Origin of the sequence: Pseudomonas sp. NY15437, assembly GCF_048068435.1 — a bacterium.
GTDB lineage: Bacteria > Pseudomonadota > Gammaproteobacteria > Pseudomonadales > Pseudomonadaceae > Pseudomonas > Pseudomonas nitroreducens_B.
The window spans coordinates 21,775-39,953 of the sequence record NZ_JBLUQC010000018.1 but is presented as its reverse complement, the minus strand read 5'-3'; the positions used below and the strand labels follow the sequence as shown (position 1 = coordinate 39,953).

16 protein-coding genes are annotated in these 18,179 nt (G+C 67.3%); 12 read left to right on the top strand and 4 right to left on the bottom strand.

All coding sequences use genetic code 11. From position 1 onward, the window contains the following. Positions 1-133 precede the first annotated feature (133 nt). The 6 genes from ACNFIA_RS28350 (at position 134) to ACNFIA_RS28325 (ending at position 8,485) form a co-directional block, all read left to right on the top strand. Positions 134-1,318 (top strand): thiolase family protein, encoded by a 1,185-nt coding sequence (locus ACNFIA_RS28350; RefSeq protein ID WP_416790349.1) that lies wholly within the window; start codon positions 134-136, stop codon positions 1,316-1,318. Positions 1,319-1,962: 644 nt separating this feature from the next. Further along, complete coding sequence (locus tag ACNFIA_RS28345; RefSeq protein WP_259753791.1) at positions 1,963-3,018, top strand: putative 2-aminoethylphosphonate ABC transporter ATP-binding protein; 1,056 nt, start codon at positions 1,963-1,965, stop codon at positions 3,016-3,018. Between the two features lies 1 nt (position 3,019). Next, the gene (locus ACNFIA_RS28340; protein WP_416790347.1) at positions 3,020-4,735 is read left to right on the top strand and encodes a putative 2-aminoethylphosphonate ABC transporter permease subunit; all 1,716 of its coding nucleotides are present in this window, start codon (positions 3,020-3,022) and stop codon (positions 4,733-4,735) included. 95 nt (positions 4,736-4,830) lie between these two features. After that, a complete protein-coding gene (locus tag ACNFIA_RS28335; protein ID WP_416790345.1) occupies positions 4,831-5,856 on the top strand; it encodes a putative 2-aminoethylphosphonate ABC transporter substrate-binding protein in 1,026 nt (341 codons plus the stop codon). Positions 5,857-6,169: 313 nt separating this feature from the next. After that, on the top strand, positions 6,170-7,300 hold the full coding sequence (locus tag ACNFIA_RS28330; RefSeq protein ID WP_416790343.1) for a TIGR03364 family FAD-dependent oxidoreductase: 1,131 nt from the start codon (positions 6,170-6,172) through the stop codon (positions 7,298-7,300). Between the two features lie 162 nt (positions 7,301-7,462). Continuing rightward, positions 7,463-8,485: a transporter gene (locus ACNFIA_RS28325; RefSeq protein WP_259753795.1), complete on the top strand. Its 1,023-nt coding sequence runs from the start codon at positions 7,463-7,465 to the stop codon at positions 8,483-8,485. A gap of 203 nt (positions 8,486-8,688) precedes the next feature. Here the strand turns inward: ACNFIA_RS28325 and ACNFIA_RS28320 are convergent, their stop codons facing one another. The 3 genes from ACNFIA_RS28320 to phhA all read right to left on the bottom strand — a co-directional run bounded on the left by ACNFIA_RS28320 (position 8,689) and on the right by phhA (position 11,131). Continuing rightward, complete coding sequence (locus ACNFIA_RS28320; protein ID WP_416790341.1) at positions 8,689-9,885, bottom strand: amino acid aminotransferase; 1,197 nt, start codon at positions 9,883-9,885, stop codon at positions 8,689-8,691. After that, positions 9,882-10,238 carry a 4a-hydroxytetrahydrobiopterin dehydratase gene (locus ACNFIA_RS28315; protein ID WP_259753798.1) on the bottom strand — a complete coding sequence of 119 codons (357 nt, stop codon included), beginning with the start codon at positions 10,236-10,238 and terminating at the stop codon, positions 9,882-9,884. The genes ACNFIA_RS28320 and ACNFIA_RS28315 overlap by 4 nt, the downstream gene beginning before the upstream one ends. Before the next feature lie 104 nt (positions 10,239-10,342). Further along, positions 10,343-11,131, bottom strand: coding sequence for a phenylalanine 4-monooxygenase (phhA, locus tag ACNFIA_RS28310; protein WP_416790340.1), 789 nt, complete (start codon positions 11,129-11,131; stop codon positions 10,343-10,345). A gap of 261 nt (positions 11,132-11,392) precedes the next feature. On the opposite strand from phhA, the gene ACNFIA_RS28305 reads away from it, so the two are divergent. After that, positions 11,393-12,955 carry a sigma-54-dependent transcriptional regulator gene (locus tag ACNFIA_RS28305; RefSeq protein WP_259753800.1) on the top strand — a complete coding sequence of 521 codons (1,563 nt, stop codon included), beginning with the start codon at positions 11,393-11,395 and terminating at the stop codon, positions 12,953-12,955. 462 nt (positions 12,956-13,417) lie between these two features. Here ACNFIA_RS28305 and ACNFIA_RS28300 read toward each other — a convergent pair whose 3' ends face one another. Next, a complete protein-coding gene (locus ACNFIA_RS28300; protein WP_259753802.1) occupies positions 13,418-13,624 on the bottom strand; it encodes a DUF6316 family protein in 207 nt (68 codons plus the stop codon). 293 nt (positions 13,625-13,917) lie between these two features. Between ACNFIA_RS28300 and ACNFIA_RS28295 the strand changes: the two genes are divergently transcribed. The 5 genes from ACNFIA_RS28295 (at position 13,918) to ssuE (ending at position 18,158) form a co-directional block, all read left to right on the top strand. Continuing rightward, positions 13,918-14,556, top strand: coding sequence for a peroxiredoxin (locus ACNFIA_RS28295; protein WP_017517643.1), 639 nt, complete (start codon positions 13,918-13,920; stop codon positions 14,554-14,556). 197 nt (positions 14,557-14,753) lie between these two features. Continuing rightward, on the top strand, positions 14,754-15,767 hold the full coding sequence (locus tag ACNFIA_RS28290) for an aliphatic sulfonate ABC transporter substrate-binding protein (RefSeq protein ID WP_259753804.1): 1,014 nt from the start codon (positions 14,754-14,756) through the stop codon (positions 15,765-15,767). 3 nt (positions 15,768-15,770) lie between these two features. Beyond that, on the top strand, positions 15,771-16,595 hold the full coding sequence (locus ACNFIA_RS28285; RefSeq protein ID WP_416790338.1) for an ABC transporter permease: 825 nt from the start codon (positions 15,771-15,773) through the stop codon (positions 16,593-16,595). Further along, positions 16,592-17,344, top strand: coding sequence for an ABC transporter ATP-binding protein (locus ACNFIA_RS28280; protein WP_416790337.1), 753 nt, complete (start codon positions 16,592-16,594; stop codon positions 17,342-17,344). The genes ACNFIA_RS28285 and ACNFIA_RS28280 overlap by 4 nt, the downstream gene beginning before the upstream one ends. 220 nt (positions 17,345-17,564) lie before the next feature. Next, complete coding sequence (gene ssuE, locus ACNFIA_RS28275) at positions 17,565-18,158, top strand: NADPH-dependent FMN reductase (protein WP_416790334.1); 594 nt, start codon at positions 17,565-17,567, stop codon at positions 18,156-18,158. Positions 18,159-18,179: the final 21 nt, after the last annotated feature.

Below are 18,179 nucleotides of genomic sequence, written 5' to 3'. Positions count from 1 at the left end.
CGTTGGTGCCCGCCCAACGAGGGAGGGGGCACGGCTATACGGCTGGTGAATGATCGTCGCCCTGCGTCCTCACTGGCGCCTATGCTCGGGGCCACCCCATCCTCCCAACGAACAACAATCAACGAGGTTTCCCATGCGCGAAGTGGTGATCGTCGACAGCGTCCGCACCGGCCTGGCCAAGTCCTTCCGTGGCAAATTCAACATGACCCGTCCGGACGACATGGTCGCCCATTGCATCGACGCGCTGCTGGCGCGCAACGACCTCGAGCCGCTGCTGGTGGACGACTGCGTGGTCGGCGCCGGCTCCAACGAAGGCGCCCAGGGCCACAACATCGGCCGCAACGCCGCCGTGCTGTCGCGCCTGGGCATCCACGTCGCCGGCATGACCCTGAACCGCTACTGCTCCTCGGGCCTGCAGGCCATCGCCATCGCCGCCAACCAGGTGGCCTCCGGCTGCAGCGACATCCTGGTGGCCGGCGGCGTCGAGTCCATTACCCTGACCATGGGCAAGCAGAACCTCGACAACTTCGTGAACCCGCGCCTGAAGGACGAGTTCCCCGGCATCTACTACCCCATGGGCCAGACCGCCGAGATCGTCGCCCGCCGCTACAACGTCACCCGCGAGCAGCAGGACCTGTACGCCCTGCAGAGCCAGCAGCGCACTGCCCGCGCCCAGGCCGACGGCCTGTTCAACGATGAAATCGTGCCGATGAGCGTGAAGTACCAGGTGGAAGACAAGGCCACCGGCGAGAAGAAAGTGCTCGACGGCGTGGTCGACCGCGATGACTGCAACCGCCCGGACACCACCCTCGAAGGCCTGAACTCCCTCAAGCCGGTGTTCGCCGAGGATGGCTCGGTCACTGCCGGCAACGCCTCGCAGCTCTCCGATGGCGCCTCGATGACCCTGGTCATGAGCCTGGACAAGGCGCTGGAACTGGGCCTCAAGCCCAAGGCGTTCTTCCGCGGCTTCACCGTGGCCGGCTGCGAGCCCGACGAGATGGGCATCGGCCCGGTGTTCTCGGTGCCCAAGCTGCTCAAGGCCAAGGGCCTGCAGGTGGCCGACATCGACCTCTGGGAGCTCAACGAAGCCTTCGCCTCGCAGTGCCTGTACGCCCGCGACCGCCTGGGGATCGACAACGAGAAGTACAACGTCAACGGCGGCTCCATCTCCATCGGCCACCCCTTCGGCATGACCGGCTCGCGCCAGGTCGGCCACCTGGTGCGCGAACTGCAGCGCCGCAACCTGCGCTACGGCATCGTCACCATGTGCGTGGGCGGCGGCATGGGCGCCACCGGCCTGTTCGAAGCCGTTCGCTGAGCATGGCGGGCGAGGGCGCAGGCCCTGGCCCGGATGGCACCGGCCGCTCCACGCAAGCGGCCCGGTACCGATGAGAACCCCCGGCGGTGACGCCGGGGGTTTTTCATTTGGGCGCTACCCAGCAGCCCCTGCCGGTGAAGATCAATCTCGCCGCGCAGCATTTCGCGGACAAGTTCCCCTCCTAACGGAATCGCCGGAGCAGCCCTGTAGGAGCGGGCCATGCCCGCGACAGCGCCCGCAGGGCGCTCCTGCGAATGGGCGCTACCCGTTGGTGTCTACCGGTGAAGTCCATTCCGCCGCGCGGGATTTCGCGGACAAGGTCCGCTCCTACGGAATCGACGGAGCAGCCCTGTAGGAGCGGGCCATGCCCGCGACAGCGCCGGCAGGGCGCTCCTGCGAATGGGCGCTACCCGTCGGCGTTTGCCGGTGAAGTCCCATTCCGCCGCGCGGGATTTCGCGGACAAGGTCCGCTCCTACAGGTCACTTCGCAAATTTTTTCGCCCCCATACCCAAATCTGCCTATGGATCTATCGGTGCACTTGGCCCTTTAGCAATAGTGCCGTCGCAATCGCTCCCTAGCATGGACCTCGTTCCTTCACGCCTCGGCTCACGCGGCGTGGACCCCACGCACACGAGGTACCGCCATGCATCCCATCCTCGCCGGCACGCCGCTGAGCGTGCGCCATCTTCGCAAGCGCTTCGGCCAGTTCGTCGCCCTCGACGGCGTGTCGCTGGAGGTCAAGGCCGGTGAACTGGTGTGCCTGCTCGGCCCCTCCGGTTGCGGCAAGACCACCCTGCTGCGCTGCATCGCCGGCCTCGAACAACAGGACGAAGGCAGCCTCCACCTGGGCCTGCGCGACGTGTCGAACCTGCCGCCGCAGGCGCGGGACTACGGCATCCTGTTCCAGTCCTACGCGCTGTTCCCCAACCTCACCGTGGAGCAGAACATCGCCTACGGCCTGACCTCGTCGAGCAAGGACGAAGCCCGCCGCCGCGTCGCCGAAATGCTCGAACTGGTTGGCCTCTCCGGCAGCGAGAAGAAGTACCCCGGCCAGCTCTCCGGCGGCCAGCAGCAGCGTGTCGCCATGGCCCGTGCGCTGGCGCCCAGCCCGTCGCTGCTGCTGCTCGACGAACCCATGTCGGCGCTGGACGCCCGCGTCCGCGAGCACCTGTGCGGCGAGCTGCGCCAGCTGCAAAAGCGCCTGGGCATCACCACCGTGATGGTCACCCATAACCAGGACGAGGCCATGCTGATGGCCGATCGCATCGCGGTGATGAACCACGGGCGCATCGAGCAGTACGGCACCGCCCAGGAGATCTACAGCGCGCCGGGTACGCCCTTCGTTGCCGAGTTCGTCGGCCAGGGCAACTGGCTGCCGTTCGAGCGCGGCAGCGATGGCCACGCCCGCGTCGGCGGCCTCAACCTGCGCCTGCACAGCCAGGCGCCGAATGCCTCTGGCCGGCTGTTCTGCCGTCCGGAGGCGATCAGCGTCAATCCTGCCGTGCACCAGGAAAACCTGTTCCGCGCCCAGGTCCGCGAGATCACCTTCCTCGGCAATCGCTGCCGCATGAGCTTTGAGCTGGAACAGTTGCCGGGCCACGCGCTGCTTGCCGAGCTGGCGCCCGAGGACATGCCGCGCCTGGGTACCCCGGACATCTGGGTGTCGCTGCCGCCGCGCAGCCTGCAGGTGTTCGCCTGAGATGGATGCCGTGGTGAAACACAGCCCGGTGTTCTCGGCCGGCAAGATTCGCGGCGATCTGGGTGATCGCCTGTTCGTCCGCGGCGGCAAATACCTGCTGCTGGTCCTGCTCACCCTCGCGGTGCTGATGCCGCTGCTGGCCATCTTCTGGCGCGGCTTCAGCGGCGAAGCGGGGCAGGGCGGCGGCCTGGCGGCCATGGCCGAGCTGCTGCGCAGCGCCAACTTCCACTGGCTGCTGGGCAACAGCCTGAAGGTCTCGCTCAGCGTGGCGTGCATCGTCGTGCCGGCGGCCTACCTGTTCGCCTACGCGCTGCAACGCACGCTGATCCCGGCCAAGGGCCTGTGGCGCGGGATTTCCCTGCTGCCGCTGCTGGCGCCTTCGATGCTGCCGGGGATTGCGCTGATCTACCTGTTCGGCAACCAGGGCCTGCTGCGCCACTGGCTGCCCGACAATATCTACGGTTTCTGGGGCATCGTCCTGGGCGAGGCCATCTATACCTTCCCCCACGCGCTGATGATCCTGCTGTCGGCGCTGTCGCTGGCCGATGCGCGCCTGTTCGACGCCGCCTCCAGCATGGGCGCCGGCCCCTGGAAGGCCTTCCGCAGCATCACCTGGCCGGCCTCGCGGCAGGGGGTGTTCGCCGCGTTCTGCCTGGTGTTCACCCTGACCATCACCGACTTCGGCGTGCCGGTGGTGGTGGGCGGCGATTACCAGGTGCTGGCGCTGGAAGCCTACAAGGCGGTGGTCGGCCAGCAGCAGTTCGGCCGAGGCGCGCAGATCGGCATGATCCTCCTGCTGCCGGCGCTGCTCAGCTTCGCCGTCGACACCTGGCTGCGTCGCCGCCAGGGCGACGCCATGAGCGGTCGTGCGCAGGTCTATCATCCCAAACCGTCGCGTCGCCGCGACGGCGCCTTCCTTGCCATCGTCGTGCTGATCAGCGCGGTACTGCTGGGCGTGCTGGGGATGGCCGTGTACTCCTCGCTGGTGAAGTTCTGGCCGTACAACCTCTCGCTGTCGCTGCACCACTACGATTTCGACACCACGGCCGGCGGCGGCTGGCTGGCCTACCGCAACAGCCTCACCCTGGCCGCGTGCACCGCGCTCATCGGCAGCGCGCTGATCTTCACCGGCGCCTACCTGATCGAGAAAACCCGCGAGCAGCGCTGGCTGAGCCAACTGCTGCGCATGCTGTGCTTCGTGCCGATGGCCGTGCCGGGCCTCGTGCTCGGCCTGGGCTACGTGTTCTTCTTCAACCTGCCGGGCAACCCGCTGCACGTGTTCTACGGCAGCATGGCGCTGCTGGTGGTGTGCACCATCGCCCACTACCTGACCACCGCGCAGATGACCGCTACCGCCGCGCTGCGCCAGCTCGACGGCGAGTTCGAGGCGGCCGCGCTGTCGCTGAAGATGCCGCTGTGGCGCCACTACCTGCGCGTCACCGTGCCGATCTGCCTGCCGGCGCTGCTGGACATCACCCGCTACCTGTTCGTCTCGGCGATGACCACGGTGTCCGCGGCGATCTTCCTCTACACCCCGGACACCCTCCTGGCCGCCGTCGCCGTGCTGAACATGGACGACTCCGGCAACGTCGGCGGCGCGGCCGCCATGTCCACCCTGATCCTGCTCACCTCCGCCGCCGTGTCGCTGCTGCTGGCCGGCGCCTCCCGCGGCCTGCTGCGCCGCTCCCAGGCCTGGAGGAGGGGCGCGAACCCGTAACACCGCTGGACGCTGTCGCCCGGTGCTCGCGTGCCGGGCTCAACCCCTGACAAACCCGCCCCGCGCGGGAGACCCACACTGCCAAGGAGCTCCACATGTTCAAACGTCTTGCCCTCGCCGCCGCCGTGGTTGCCGGTTTCGCCGCACAGGTCCACGCCGCCGACACCGAGCTGACCGTCTACACCGCCCTGGAACCGGAACAGCTGACCGCCTACAAGCAGGCCTTCGAAGCCGAGAACCCGGACATCACGATCAAGTGGGTGCGCGACTCCACCGGCATCGTCACCGCCAAGCTGCTGGCCGAGAAGGATCGCCCGCAGGCAGACGCCGTCTGGGGCCTGGCCGCCTCCAGCCTGGCCATCCTCGATCAGCAGGGCATGCTGGAGAAGTACGCGCCCAAGCACCTGGACGCCATCGGCAAGAACTACCGCGACCCGGCCAACCCGCCGGCCTGGGTCGGCATGGACGTCTGGGCCGCGACCATCTGCTTCAACACCGTCGAGGCGCAGAAGCTGGGCCTGGAGAAGCCGGTGAGCTGGCAGGACCTGACCAAGCCCGAGTACAAGGGCAAGATCGTCATGCCCAACCCGGCGTCCTCCGGCACCGGCTTCCTCGACGTTTCCGCCTGGCTGCAGACCTTCGGCGAGAAGCAGGGCTGGGCCTACATGGACGCCCTGCACGAGAACATCGGCCAGTACGTCCACTCCGGCTCCAAGCCGTGCAAGCTGGCCGCCGCCGGCGAATTCCCGATCGGCATCTCCTTCGAGTACCCGGCCGTGCAGCTCAAGCGCCAGGGCGCACCGCTGGACATCGTCCTGCCCAAGGAAGGCCTGGGCTGGGAAATCGAGGCCACCGGCATCGTCAAGGGCACCCAGCACGAAGCCGCGGCGAAGAAACTCGCCGACTTCTCCGCCAGCCCCAAGGCCATGGAGCTGTACAAGGAAAACTTCGCCGTGCTGGCGCAGCCGGGCATCGCCAAGCCGCAGACCGAACTGCCGGCCGACTACGAGCAGCGCCTGATCAAGAACGACTTCGCCTGGGCCTCGAAGAACCGCGACGAGATCCTCGCCGAATGGCGCAAGCGCTATGACGGCAAGTCGGAGAAGGTCGCGCAGAAGTAAGGCTCGGCTGAAGTTCGTCTGGGGTTCGGCGCTGGCGGCTCCCTCTCCCCAACCCTCTCCCTGAAGGGAGAGGGGGCTGCTCGGCGTGTTGGTTCGAGGTGGGTGAAATCCTGTTGGCCAGCGAAGCGTGACAGGGCGGCGCGACCGACGTGTCATTTGCTTGCTGACCCAGGCAGCGGGTTGCTGAAGGCAGTTGCCTGAATGCCCCGACGTCGCAGGATGAACCCGGAATTCTTCTCGGCAGAGGAGGGCCCCCTCTCCCTTCAGGGAGAGGGTTGGGGAGAGGGGCTCTTCACCACGCAGGACATCCCCCATGACCCACACCCACTGCGACGTCGCCATCGTCGGCGCCGGCATCCTCGGCCTCTCCCACGCTTACGCCGCCGCCCGCCGCGGCCTTTCCGTGCGCGTCTTCGAGCGCACCGCCACGCCCCTGGGCGCCTCGGTGCGCAACTTCGGCCAGGCGCTGGTCACCGGCCAGCCGCCGGGCGTGATGTCGGACCTGGCCCGCGCCAGCCGGCCGATCTGGGCGCACTGGGCGCAGGGCGCCGGGTTCTCCCTGCGGCGCAACGGCTCGCTGCTGTTCGCCCGCAGCGAAGCCGAGGAGCACCTGCTCGAAGCCTTCTGCGCCGGCCGTGCCAACGCGCTGGATTACCGCGTCGGCCTGCTGCGCGGCAGCGAACTGAACGACCTCTACCAGGGGCAGTTCCGCCACCACCGCGCCGCGCTGGTGGGCTTCGACGACCAGCAGCTGTATTCCCGCGAGGCGCTGCCGAGCCTGATCGACCACCTGCGCCGCGAGCACGGCGTGGCGTTCCATTTCTCCACCCTGGTGCGCGATGTCGACACCGGCGTGCTGCGCACCACCGCGGGGACCTTCACCGCCGGACAGGTGATCGTCTGCTCCGGCCACGACTACCAGACACTGCTGGCCGAGATCATCGCGCCGCTGGAGCCGCAGGTGTGCCGTCTGCAGATGCTGCGCGCCCGCCCGCAAGTCGATGTCGGCCTTGCCCATTCGATTCTCACCGGCCTGAGCTGCGTGCACTACGGCGCCTTCTCCGACCTGCCCGAGGCCGAGGCGGTGCGCGCGCAGATCCGCCGCGAGACGCCGGAGCTGGAAGAACAGGGCATCCACCTGCTGGTCAGCCCCACGCCCCATGGCGAGCTGATCATCGGTGACTCCCACCACTACGGCAGCGACGCCGCGCCGTTCAACGCCGAATTCGTCGACCGGCTGATGCTGGAGCTGGCCGAGGACACGCTGGGCACGCGCGTGGAGGTGGTCGAGCGCTGGCAGGGCGTCTATGGCGCGCGCGGGCCGGGGCCGTTCTCGGTGCTGCAGGCCGCCGACGGCGTCACCGCCGTGCTGATGCACACCGGTGTGGGCATGAGCATCGGCCCGGCGCTGGGCGAGCGCACGGTCGCCGCGCTGTTCGGCTGACACCTGCCTGTCATGTGAAGGTCATGGGCTTCTGATAACACCGGAGGGCGGGCCTGACCTGCTCTTCGTAGGAGCGAGCTTGCTCGCGAACAGTCCGTGCCGTGCGGGTTCGCGAGCAAGCTCGCCCCTACAGGCGCGCCCCACTTGCGTGCGCAGAAAACCATGAACCACAGCATCGTCCAGAGCCACCAGGACTCCGACCTGTTCGGCCTGCTTTACGGCTTCAGCTTTCGTCCGGACCAGCCCGGTCTGGAGATCGATTCGCCCACCGCCCTGCAGCGCCTGCGGCAGCCGCGCGCGGCGGACGAGTTCCTCTGGCTGCACCTGAACCTGGCGCACGCGGCGTGCGAGCGCTGGATGAAGTCGCACCTGGAACTGCCCGACTACTTCTTCGAGACCCTGCGCGAAGGTTCGCGCTCCACGCGCATCGAGCATGTGGACGACGCGCTGCTGGCGGTGGTCAACGACGTGGTCTTCGACTTCGGCAGCCGCATGTCCTCGGACGTCGCCACCCTCTGGGTGTGCGCCCGCGGCCGCCTGCTGGTCACCGCCCGCGCGCAGCCGCTGCGCTCGGTGGATACGCTGCGCTCGTCGGTGAAGCGCGGCGAATGTTTCAATTCGCCGCTGGAGCTGCTGGTGCACCTGCTGCGCGACCAGGGCGATATCCTCACCCGCATCGTCCGCGAGACCAGCCTGAGCGTGGACCGCATCGAGGACCAGTTGCTGTCCTCGCGCCTCGCCACCAGCCGCGCCGACCTGGGCGCCATGCGCCGCGTACTGGTGCGCCTGCAACGCCTGCTGGCACTGGAACCGGGCTCGCTGATGCGCCTGCTCAACCGCCCGCCGGTGTGGCTGACGGAGGACGACGTGCGCGTGCTGCGCGAAGCCACCGAGGAATTCTCCCTGGTGATCAACGACCTCACCGCGCTGGGCGAGCGCATCAAGCTGCTGCAGGAAGAGATCGCCGCGAAGATCAACGAACAGAGCAACCGCACGCTGTTCACCCTCACCGTGGTCACGGTGCTGGCGCTGCCGATCAACATCATCGCCGGCTTCTTCGGCATGAACGTCGGCGGCATCCCCTTCGCCAACGACCCGGAAGGCTTCTGGATCCTGGTGGTGCTGGTGGCCAGCTTCACCGGCCTGGCCGGGCGCTGGGCGTTTCGCAAGCGGGATGATTACTGACCGACATCGGTACGGGCCCCTACAGGTTTAGGCCGGCGCAACCAGCCTGTGTAGGAGCGGACTCTGTCCGCGATCGATTCCCGGCTGCTCCGCGCTGGCCGGCGGCACATCGCGGACGAAGTCCGCTCCTACGCTCGGGCTGCCCCCGAGACCGGGCAAAAAAAGACCGGCCCAGTGGCCGGTCGAGGGGGAAGAAAGCGTCGTCAGCGGCAGACGCGGGCGATGGCCGCCGCCAGGTGATCCAGGCGCTCGCCGTCGAGCCCGGCGATGTTGGCGCGGCCGCTGCTCACCAGGTAGATGCTGTGCTCCTCGCGCAGGATGCGCACCTGCTCGGCCTGCAGGCCGGTGTAGGAGAACATGCCGCGCTGGAGGGCGATGTGTGCGAAGCGCTCCGCCAGCCCGTGGGGGCGCAGGGCTTCCACCAGGCCGACGCGCAGGTCGGCGATGCGCCCGCGCATGCCGTCCAGCTCGTCCAGCCAGAGGTTCTTCAGCTCCGGGTCGCCCAGGATGGTGGCGACCACTTCCGCGCCGTGGGCCGGCGGGGTGGACCACAGGTTGCGGGCGAACAGCGCCAGCTGGCTGCGGATGTCGGTGAGCTTGTCGGCGCTCTCGGCACAGACGATCAGCGCGCCGACGCGGTCGCGGTAGAGGCCGAAGTTCTTCGAGCAGGAGCTGGTGATCAGCACTTCCGGCAGGTTCTGCGCCAGCAGGCGCACCGAGTAGGCGTCCTCTTCCAGCCCATCGCCCAGGCCCTGGTAGGCGAAGTCCAGCAGCGGCAGCAGCTCGCGGCGGCGGACGATCTCCAGCACGCGTTGCCACTGCTCGTGGTCCAGGTCGAAGCCGGTGGGGTTGTGGCAGCAGGCGTGCAGCAGCACCACGTCGCCCTGGGGGATCTTCTCCAGCATGGCGAACATGGCGTCCGCGTCGAGGCGGTTGTCCGCGCCAACGTAGGGGTAGTGCTTGATCGGCACGCCGGCAGCGGCGAACAGGGTCTCGTGGATCGGCCAGGTCGGGTCGCTCAGCCAGATGTGCTTGCCCGGCAGGCAGTGGGCGATGAACTCCGCCGCCAGGCGCAGGGCGCCGGTGCCGCCCGGCGTCTGGGTGGCGTCGGCGCGGGCCCCGGCCAGCAGCGGCGAGGTGACGCCCAGCACCAGCTCGCACAGGCGCGCGGCGAACAGCGCGTCACCGTGGCTGCCGACATAGCTCTTGGTGGTCTCGGAATCGACCAGGCGCTGTTCGGCGAGCTTCACCGCGCGAGGAATCGGCGTGAGGCCCTGGGCGTCCTTGTAGACGCCCACGCCAAGGTCGAGCCGCGCGGGGTTGGGGTCCGCCCGATAGGCTTCGAGCAGGCCCAGGATCGGGTCGCCCGGTACGCGGGTGACCTTGGCGAAATGGCTCATTTGCGTCCCTCTGCTGTCGCGGCCAGCTCGTCGGTGCGCGCGGCCATGATGAAGTCGTTGCGGTGCAGGCCGCGAAGTTCGTGGCTCCACCAGGTGACGGTGACCTTGCCCCACTGGGTCAGCAGGTCGGGGTGGTGGCCTTCTTCCTCGGCGATGGCGCCCACCGCGTTGGTGAAGGCCAGGGCGTGCCTGAAGTTCTTGAACAGGAATACCCGCTCCAGTTCCATGTGATCGTCACGGACCTCGATGTTCCAGTCCGGGATCTGCTTGATCAGCACCGCCAGTTCTTCGTCGGACACCTTCGGGGCGTCGGCGCGGCAGGCTTCGCAATGGGCTTGGGTGAGTGCGGTCATGAAGGTTCTCCTTGTCGTGGGGTGGCATAGGAGTGCGCTCGCGAACCATCTTAGGCGCGCGAGCACGTCTCATCCTAGGCACAGATGGGCTCGATTGCAGCGGATCAGGCGGCCTGTTTCGGCGGGAATTTCGGCGCGTGCAGACCCAGGCGCATGGCTTCGCGCACCAGCGCCATGATGTCCTCATGGGCCAGTTCGAACAGGCGCTTGAGTTCGGGGAGCACGAAATACAGGGGCTGCAGGATGTCGATGCGGTACGGCGTGCGCATGCATTCCAGCGGGTCGAAGGCCTGGTGCTCGGGCTCGCCGGAGAGGCTGTAGACGGTCTCCTTGGGCGAGGAGAGGATGCCGCCGCCGTAGATGCGCAGGCCCTGGGACGTCTCCAGCAGGCCGAATTCGATGGTCATCCAGTAGAGGCGGGCGAGGAACACGCGCTCCTCCTTGCTCGCCGCCAGGCCCAGCTTGCCGTAGGTGTGGGTGAATTCGGCGAACCAGGGGTTGGTCAGCAGCGGGCAGTGGCCGAAGATCTCGTGGAAGATGTCCGGCTCCTGCAGGTAGTCCAGCTCCTCGGGGGTGCGGATGAAGGTCGCGACGGGGAATTGCTGGCTCGCCAGCAGCTCGAAGAACGTCTGGAACGGAATCAGCGCCGGTACCCGCGCCACGCGCCAGCCGGTGGTAGCCTGCAGCACCCGGTTGACCTCGCCCAGTTGCGGGATGCGCTCGTGGGGCAGGCCGAGCTGTTCGATGCCGTCCAGGTACTCCTGACACGCGCGGCCCTCGATCACCTTCAGCTGACGGGTGATCAGGGTGTTCCAGACCTGGTGCTCGGTTTCCGGGTAGTGGATGAAACCGTCTTCGTCAGGTTGGCGGGCCACGTATTGCGTTGTCTTCATGGATCCTCCGGCGTCGAGCTGCCTGTTCTTGTGATGACTCAAGCAATAGCGCGACGCGTGCCGCCGATCAGCCCCCCGGGCGCTGCGCCGACAGCGGCGGACGCGGTCGATCCGTAAAGAAATGCTGACGACTGGCGGCGCCGTCGTGAGGTTGTGGCTTGAAGGTGCGGTGATGTGTCACATATTCTTGACGGAAATTTCCGGCTGTCTTGCGAAAAAACCTGCCGGAACGCCCACCACAACGACAACCACGGGCCCGCCATGCGCATCAAAGTGCACTGCCAGAACCGCGTCGGCATCCTGCGCGACATCCTCAACCTGCTGGTCGACTACGGCATCAACGTCAACCGCGGCGAAGTCGGTGGCGAGCAGGGCAACGCCATCTACCTGCTCTGCCCGAACCTCATCAACCTGCAGTTCCAGTCGCTCAAGCCCAAGCTCGAAGCGGTGCCCGGCGTATTCGGCGTCAAGCGCGTCGGCCTGATGCCCAGCGAGCGCCGCCATCTGGAGCTGAACGCGCTGCTGGCGGCGCTGGAGTTCCCGGTGCTGTCGATCGACATGGCTGGGCAGATCGTCGCGGGCAACCGTGCGGCCGCGCAGCTGCTGGGCGTGCGCGTCGACGAAGTGCCGGGCATTCCGCTGTCGCGCTACGCCGAGGACCTCGACCTGCCGGAGCTGGTGCGGGCCAACAAGGCGCGCATCAATGGCCTGCGGGTGAAGGTCAAGGGTGATGTGTTCCTCGCCGACATCGCGCCGCTGCAATCCGAACACGACGAAAGCGAAGCGCTGGCCGGCGCCGTGCTCACACTGCACCGCGCCGACCGGGTCGGCGAGCGTATCTACAACGTGCGCCGCCTGGAGCTGCGCGGCTTCGACAGCATCTTCCAGAGCTCGCGGGTGATGGCCGCGGTGGTGCGCGAGGCGCGGCGCATGGCGCCGCTGGACGCGCCGCTGTTGATCGAGGGCGAGACCGGCACCGGCAAGGAACTGCTGGCCCGCGCCTGCCACCTTGCCAGCCCGCGCGGGCAGTCGCCGTTCATGGCGCTGAACTGCGCCGGCCTGCCCGAATCCATGGCCGAGACCGAGCTGTTCGGCTACGGCCCCGGCGCCTTCGAAGGCGCACGCCCGGAAGGCAAGCTCGGCCTGCTGGAGCTGACCGCCGGCGGCACGTTGTTCCTCGATGGCGTCGGCGAGATGAGCCCGCGCCTGCAGGCCAAGCTGTTGCGCTTCCTGCAGGACGGCTGCTTCCGCCGCGTGGGCAGCGACGAGGAGGTGTACCTCGATGTGCGGGTGATCTGCGCGACCCAGGTGGACCTTTCCGAGCTGTGCACCAAGGGCGAATTCCGCCAGGACCTCTACCACCGCCTCAACGTACTGTCGCTGCACATTCCGCCGCTGCGCGAATGCCTGGACGGCCTGGAGCCGCTGGTGGAGCACTTCCTCGACCAGGCCAGCCGGCAGATCGGCTGTGCGCTGCCCAAGCTCTCGCCGCAGGCGCTGGACCGCCTCGGCCGCTACCACTGGCCGGGCAACGTGCGCCAGCTGGAGAACGCGCTGTTCCAGGCGGTGTCCCTGTGCGAGGGCGGCACCATCCGCCCCGAGCACATCCGCCTGCCGGACTATGGGGCGCCACATCCGCTGGGGGATTTCTCCCTGGAAGGCGGGCTGGACGCCATCGTCGGCCGCTTCGAGAAAGCCGTGCTGGAACGCCTGTACCGCGAGCACCCGAGCAGCCGGCAACTGGGCAAGCGACTGGGCGTCTCGCACACCACCATTGCCAACAAACTGCGGATGCACGGAGTAGGGCAGAGCGAAGAGCCCTGATGCCCGCGACTCGTCGCCGATGCATCTGAGGGTTCGCGAGCAAGCTCGCTCCTACAAGGGCGGGAGCGGTGGAGCGGGCGGTGGCTGTCGGTATTTCGGCTGGCTGTGCATTCTGTCGCGAAGGACTTCGCGGACAAGGTCCGCTCCTACAAGGGCGGGAGCGGTGGAGCAGGCGGTGGCTGTCGGTGTCTCGGGTGACTATGCATTCTGTCGCGAAGGATTTCGCGGACAAGGTCCGCTCCTACAGGAGCGAGCGGTGGCGTCACCCTGTAGGAGCGGGCCACGCCCGCGATCCGTCGGCAGGGCCGACGCAGCCGGTGGGTTCGCCAGCAAGCTCGCTCCCACAGGACGGCGAGCTCTTCGTAGGAGCGAGCTTGCTCGCGAACCGATCTCCGGAAACAGACGAACAAAACCCCGGCACCAGGCCGAGGTTTGGTTTTTCACCTTCTGCCAGCCCGCAGGCTACTGCGCGCGCGCCATCAGCCCCGCCGCCTGTCGCATGCGGTTGATGTACTGCGCCACCTCGCGCTCGGCATCGAAGCGGGTGAAGTAGGGGCCTTCCAGCGTCCCCTCGCGGGTGGAAAAGAAGTACTGGCCATTGACCGCGCTGATGCGGTCGCTGCGGTAATGAGTGCCTGCCTGATCGTCGCCGGCCCGTTGTCCCAACATACGCTGCCCTCCCTCATCAAAAGGCTCAATTAAATCGAGTGTATGCCGCAAAGCCCCGCCGCGCCGGGGCTGGAGAGGAATGGCGACGAACGGCAAGCCGTCGTTTCAGGCGTGCAACAGCTGCCGGCCGGCTCGGGCAGCGCCTTGGCTATGCTCAGTGTCCCGGCGGCGGTCGCCGCCAAACAGGGTCCTGGCGAGAATGGTGTTTTGGTTATAAGAAAATCAAAATATATTCTTTTTATTGCGGAAAGACCTTGTGCATAGTGGCTACCAACACGAACAAGGAGAGACCCATGAGCTTGCGACTTGGCGACATCGCCCCCGACTTCGAACAGGAATCCAGCGAAGGCCGCATCCGTTTCCATGAATGGCTGGGCAACAGCTGGGGCGTCCTGTTCTCCCACCCGGCCGACTTCACCCCGGTGTGCACCACCGAGCTGGGCCTGACCGCCAAGCTCAAGGACCAGTTCGCCGCCAAGGGCGTCAAGGTCATCGCTCTGTCCGTCGACCCGGTGGACTCCCACCTGAAGTGGATCGACGACATCAACGAGACCCAGAACACCGTGGTCAACTTCCCGATCATCGCCGACGCCGACCGCAAGGTGTCCGAGCTGTACGACCTGATCCACCCGAACGCCAACGACACCCTGACGGTGCGCTCGCTGTTCGTCATCGACCCGAACAAGAAGGTGCGCCTGACCATCACCTACCCGGCGAGCACCGGGCGCAACTTCAACGAGATCCTGCGCGTCATCGACTCGCTGCAGCTCACCGACAACCACAAGGTCGCAACGCCCGGCAACTGGCAGGACGGCGACGACGTGGTGATCGTGCCCTCGCTCAAGGACGAGGAAGAGATCAAGCAGCGCTTCCCCAAAGGCTATCGTGCGATCAAGCCCTACCTGCGCCTGACGCCGCAACCGAACAAGTGACTCTCCGCTCCCCATCCGGGGAGTCACTGTACGAGCAAACCTCGAGCGGAAATCGGGCCGGTCCGCCGGCCCATTTTTATCCTTCATGCGCGGACCACGCCGCGCTTTTTTATTCAGCTCTGCTCACCATCCGATCTATTTGATCTGACTTGCCCGCCAAACGGGAAGAAGACGCAAGCCCCGCCAAGGAGAAGACCATGGGTCATTCCACCTGGCGCCGCAGCCTGGCCGTCGCTCTTCTCGCGAGCCTGCCGATCGGCGCCTACAACAGCCCCGCCAACGCCGCCGACGCGCCCAAGGAAGTGCGGCTGGACTACGCCTACTACGCACCCACCAGCCTGGTGCTCAAGCACTTCGGCTATCTGGAAAAAGCCCTCAAGCCGCAGGGCACCGAAGTGCGCTGGGTGTTCAGCCAGGGCAGCAACCGTTCGCTGGAATACCTCAACGCCGGCAGCACCGACTTCGCCTCCACCGCGGGCCTGGCCGCCGTGCTCAGCCGCGCCAATGGCAGCCCGCTGAAGACCGTGTACATCGCCAGCCGCCCGGAATGGACGGCGCTGGTGGTGCCCAAGGATTCCCCGCTCAAGTCCGTCGCCGACCTGAAGGGAAAGAAGATCGCCGCCACCAAGGGCACCGACCCCTACCTGTTCCTGCTGCGCAGCCTGCAGCAGGCAGGGCTGGACAAGAACGACGTGGAGATCGTCCACCTGCAGCACCCGGACGGCCGCGCCGCGCTGGAGCAGGGCAGGGTGGACGCCTGGGCCGGCCTCGATCCGCACATGGCCGCCAGCGAGCTGCAGGCCGGTTCGCGCCTGCTGTACCGCAACGTCGACTTCAACAGCTACGGCGTGCTCAGCGTCACCGAGAAATTCGAGCAGGAACAGCCGGCGCTGATCAAACAGGTCATCGCCGCCTACGAAGAGGCGCGCCAGTGGGCCGTGGCCCACCCGGAGGAGACCGCCAAGCTGCTCGCCGAGGAAGCCAAGCTGCCGCTGGAAGTGGCCAAGCTGCAACTCTCGCGCACCGACTTCAGCAAGCCGCTGCCGGGGGCCGAGCAGGTCGCCGCGCTCAAGGCCGCCGCACCGATCCTGCTGGACGAACAACTGGTGCGTCCGGGCACCGACGTCACCGCCGTGGTCGATCAGCTGATCGCCCCGCAACTGGCCGGCGAAGTGATCGGCAAACCCGCCGTCGCCAAGGCGGGGCAATAATCCATGCCCTCCCAGAGCCTGCGCCTGGCCCGCCAGCGTCGTGCATTGACACTGCGCTGGCCGCGGCTGGGCTGGCGCGCCTGGCTGGTGCCGTTGATCCTCTGCGCGGCATTGGAATTCTCCGTGCGCGTCGGCTGGCTCGCCGAGCACCAGATGCCAGCGCCCAGCAGCGTCGCGCTGACGCTGTGGCAACTGGCCCAGGGTGAGCTGTGGAAACACGTCGCCGCCAGCCTGGCGCGGGTGGCGGCCGGCTTCTTCATCGGCGCGGCGGCCGCCGTGCTGATCGGCACCTGGGTGGGCCTGAGCCAGCGCGCCGAGGCCTACCTGGAGCCCACTTTCCAGGCGCTGCGGGCCATCCCCAGCCTGGCCTGGGTGCCCCTGCTGCTGCTCTGGCTGGGCATCGACGAAACCCCGAAGATCGTGCTGATCGCCCTGGGCGCCTTCTTCCCCGTCTACCTGTCGCTGGTGGCCGGCGTGCGCAACGTCGACCGCAAGTGGGTGGAGCTGGGCCGGCTGTATCACCTGTCGCCTTTCGCCCTGGTGCGGCGCATCCTCCTGCCGGCAGCGCTGCCGAGCCTGTTCACCGGCCTGCGCGGCGCGCTGAGCCTGAGCTGGATGTTCCTCGTCGCCGCCGAACTGATCGCCGCTACCCGCGGCCTGGGCTACCTGCTCAGCGATGGCCGGGAAACCTCGCGGCCGGACATCGTCATCGCCGCCATCCTGGTGCTGGCCGTGCTGGGCAAGCTCAGCGACATCCTGCTCAAGGCGCTGGAACAGCGGGCGCTGGCCTGGCGCGACACCTTTGCGGGCAACGGAGAGAGCCGATGAGCGCCCTGTTGGAGCTGCGGGATATCCGCAAGAGTTTCTCCGGCGTGCGTGTGCTGGATGACGTCAGCCTGAGCCTGGCGCCGGGCGAAGTGGTCAGCCTGCTCGGCCCCAGTGGCTGTGGAAAAAGCACCCTGCTGCGCATCGCCGCCGGGCTGGACGACGAGTTCGCCGGCTCCCTGGAACGCAACCCGCTGCTGGGCTTCGGCCCGGACGGCGACACCGGCCGTGGCGGTGGCGGCATCGGCGTGGTGTTCCAGGAACCGCGCCTGCTGCCCTGGCTGACCGTGGCGCAGAACATCGGCTTCGCCGACGGCTGGCTGGCCGACGACCACCGCATCGAACACCTGCTGCGCGACGTGGGGCTGGAAGGCAAGGGCGGCCTGCTGCCCAAGCAGCTCTCCGGCGGCATGGCCCAGCGCGCGGCCATCGTCCGCGGCCTCTACGGCCGGCCGCAGGTCCTGTTGCTGGACGAACCCTTCAGCGCAGTGGACGCCTTCACCCGCATCCGCCTGCAGGACCTGATCCAGCAATTGGCGCTGGACTACGACATCAGCATCCTGCTGGTCACCCACGACCTCGACGAAGCCTTCTACCTCAGCGATCGCGTCCTGCTGCTGGGCGGCACCCCCAGCCGCCTGCGCCGCGAATTCCCCGTGCCGCTGCCGCGTCCCCGCGACCGCCGCGCCGTGGAGCTGGCCTTCCTGCGCGGCGAAGCACTGACCGAGCTGCACCAGTCCCACGTCATCTGACCTTCACCTCCCTGTAGGAGCGAGCTTGCTCGCGAACGCTCTTCGGTAACCCGCCGTGAAGCGTTTCGCGAGCAAGCTCGCTCCTACGTTAAAAACAAAATCGCATAACTAAATGAATAAATACCATTTATTGGAATATGCGAAGGGCTGTTAAGGTCTATGCACATTGGTTAGCAGCGCGGCATTTGTACCGCTCTGATCGTTATAAGGAAGCGTGCAGATGTATGTAGTCACCCTTGCCGGCAGCCCGAGCCAGCGTTCCCGTTCCGGTGTCCTCCTGGACATCGCGCGGAACTGGCTGCACGCCCACGGCGCCGAGGTGCGCTCGTACAGCGTGCGCGACTTCCCCGCCGAGGACCTGCTGCATGCGCGCTTCGACAGCCCCCGCGTGGTCGAGCTGATCGAGCAGGTGCTGCGCGCCGACGGCGTGGTGATTTCCACTCCTGTGTACAAGGCGTCCATCGCCGGTGCGCTGAAGGTGATTCTCGACCTGCTGCCGGAGCGCGCGCTGGCACACAAGGTGGTGCTGCCCCTGGCCACCGGCGGCAGCAACGCCCACATGCTGGCGGTGGACTACGCGCTCAAGCCCGTCCTCGCCGCGTTGAAGGCCCAGGAAACCCTGCACGGCGTGTTCGCCGAGGAGAGCCAGGTGCACTACCCCGAGGGCACAACCCCGGCGCGCCTGGAATCGACTCTCGAACACCGTTTGCTGGACTCCCTGGAGCAGTTCCACAGCGCCCTGGCGCGACGACCGAAACCCATCGACCCGAACCTGCTCAATGAGCGGCTGCTCAACGCCCGCTGGAGCATCTGACCGACCAACCAACGCCGCGAA